The sequence below is a fragment of the Treponema sp. JC4 genome (assembly GCF_000260795.1).
Taxonomy (GTDB): domain Bacteria; phylum Spirochaetota; class Spirochaetia; order Treponematales; family Treponemataceae; genus Treponema_D.
In genome coordinates this window covers 1-2,456 of sequence record NZ_AJGU01000089.1, presented here as the reverse complement: position 1 = coordinate 2,456, position 2,456 = coordinate 1, and the positions used below count along the sequence as shown (strand labels likewise).

4 protein-coding genes are annotated in these 2,456 nt (G+C 28.7%); all 4 read left to right on the top strand.

The features are described from left to right. Positions 1-739, top strand: a 739-nt coding sequence (locus tag MSI_RS14790) for a hypothetical protein (RefSeq protein ID WP_039925069.1), incomplete at its 5' end; no start/stop codon positions are given. Positions 740-785: 46 nt separating this feature from the next. Further along, a complete protein-coding gene (locus tag MSI_RS13290) occupies positions 786-1,742 on the top strand; it encodes a DEAD/DEAH box helicase family protein (protein WP_009108154.1) in 957 nt (318 codons plus the stop codon). A gap of 19 nt (positions 1,743-1,761) precedes the next feature. After that, positions 1,762-2,136, top strand: a complete 375-nt coding sequence (locus tag MSI_RS13285; RefSeq protein WP_009108152.1) for a hypothetical protein — start codon at positions 1,762-1,764, stop codon at positions 2,134-2,136. Continuing rightward, positions 2,126-2,456: C-terminal helicase domain-containing protein (locus MSI_RS13280; protein WP_039925068.1), on the top strand; the 331-nt coding region annotated here is incomplete at its 3' end. The genes MSI_RS13285 and MSI_RS13280, both read left to right, overlap by 11 nt.

Here is a 2,456-nt window from a genome sequence, read left to right as displayed (position 1 = left end):
GGTTATAAACGAACTCAGACGTATTGAGGCTTCAATTTCTAAAAATGTTTCTTACCTAAAATCATATGAACAATCACTTGAATCAAGATTGGCACGATCAGAAATAAATGAATGCATAAGACATCAGGAAGTAATTGAAGGTCTTGAAGAGCTAAACAAATCTTTCGCAAATAATTACACAAGAAAAGAAACAACTAACTTGAATGATATACATGAATTTCTTTATTACTACTCGAAATTGTTATTAAACAATGAGCTGAAAAAAAGTTCGGATATTTGGTTGTCAGTATGGAATCGTTTTTGTTGTGAGTTTACAAATTATATACCTAAAGAAAAGCTCGAAAAAAAGGTTTTTCAAAATTTAACACCACACTCAAACGAAGAAAGAACTGCGTACCAAATTATTTATATTAATTATGCCTTATTTCTAATCCTTACAGATACTATAAATCGAAATATCAAAATATTGAGAACTGCTGAAAAGGAAAGTTCAAATAATACAAAAAAATTATTTGTAAAAAAGCCAGGAAGACCATATAAACCACAAAAGAAAGAATCACTAATAAAAGAACAACAACTGAAACAGGAAAATTACACAGAACAAATTGCATACTTAGAAGAGTGCTTAAATAAATTTAATGCCGTTAAAATTGATTATTATAACACCTTAAAAATTTACCTCTTTACAAAACTACAAAGCAAAACAAAAGGCTATTATAGCAGCAGAAGATACAATTAAGAAACTAAATACTATTGAGAATAAATTTCTGTCACCCATCTTCCTAATGTTCGTACCTTTTAGCGAAATACAAGAACAATGGATCGCCCTTGAGAATATAAAGAACAAAGTTACAAAAAAGACTAAATCATTTGAAGAATATAATTCAACTTTTTTGCTTGCCTTGATTATGGAAAATTATTCAGTTCTAAGAATGTTATTAAATATTTCTGGAGAATTAGTAAAACAAGAAAAGACTTTCAATCAATCTACTATGTCATACATGGAGTTTAATACATCGTTTTTTTATAGATTTTCAGATTCGCAGAGTAAAATTAAAATCGATGAATCTTTTATAAAAATACAAGATTCAATATCACTTTTTTCTTCGAAAATAGAGTCGGATGGATTTTACAATGATGTTTATAAGCAATCCTTGAAAGCTCAAAAGAACCCTACAGATATACAAAATAGAGCCGTAAAGTATATTTTAAAATTCTGGGAACAATCGAATTACAACTCAAGAAGAAAGTTTGTTCCTGTTATAACATTAAATCCCGGTGCAGGAAAAACATTTGTTGGTACTCTTACAATTAGAAATTATATAAAATCATCAATAAACAATGGCTATATTCTTTTAGTTGCTCCATCAGGATTAATCAACTCATGGTATGAAGAACTTGAATCCGAAGGACTTTTTGTAAAAAAAATAATTCAACGCACACCTGCAGAAAGAAAAAAGTTTCTCAAGAATAGAAAATTCATAAATGGAAATATATACATTACAAGCTATGATACTTTACGCATTGATATAGATGATTATTCTGAAAAGCCAGGATTATTGATTTATGATGAACTTCATACAGTCACTTCATTTACAAGCGACCTTGAGATAATTCCCAAACTTTCAAACTTTAATTCAGATATTCCGTATATTCTTGGAATTACTGGTACTCCTGTACAAAACTCATTCATGGATCATTTTAATACATACAGATTTTTTTTATCACAAAGAGTGGTTTGATAAAGAAATCACTGACAAAATGAAGAATGAAGTTATCAAATACCTTGCCGAAAATGAAGCATACTTCTTTGGAGAAACAGAATTATCTTACAAAAAAAATGCACTACTTGTTCCGTGTATTTTATCAAAAAAAATGCAGTATAATCTTGAGCGAATGAAACGTTTTGGCTTTTCTTCAAAAGAAATTGAACAATACGCTCTATCTCCACAGACATATATTGATAATCCAAAATTTAAGGAAAGCCATATAGATACAACACTTATTTCAGATAAAATTAAATTCTGCCTTAGTTATATAAAAGATATGCCTGAAAATGAGCAAATCATAATCTTCTCAGAATATAAAGCACCGTTATTATTCTTAGAAAAAAAAATTGCAAGAAATGAATATTAATGCATTAACTTTAACAGGAGATGACTCTATAGATAAAGCAGAAGACTTTACAAACTCAAATAATAAAATAAAGATTCTTTTAACAACTCTTAAAAAAGCAGGAACCGGATTAAATCTCCAAAGCGCAAGTCACATGATTATTCTAGATCTTTGGTGGAATCCGGCAGTTATAGAACAGGCTCTTCATAGAATTGATAGAAAAGGTCAAAAATCATCATCAATTAATATTTTTATACCTCTATATTATGAAACAGCATTCGAAAAATCTGATTCAGTAGTCAAAGAAAACTATTACGAAGTTTCTTATATCGATAATCAAT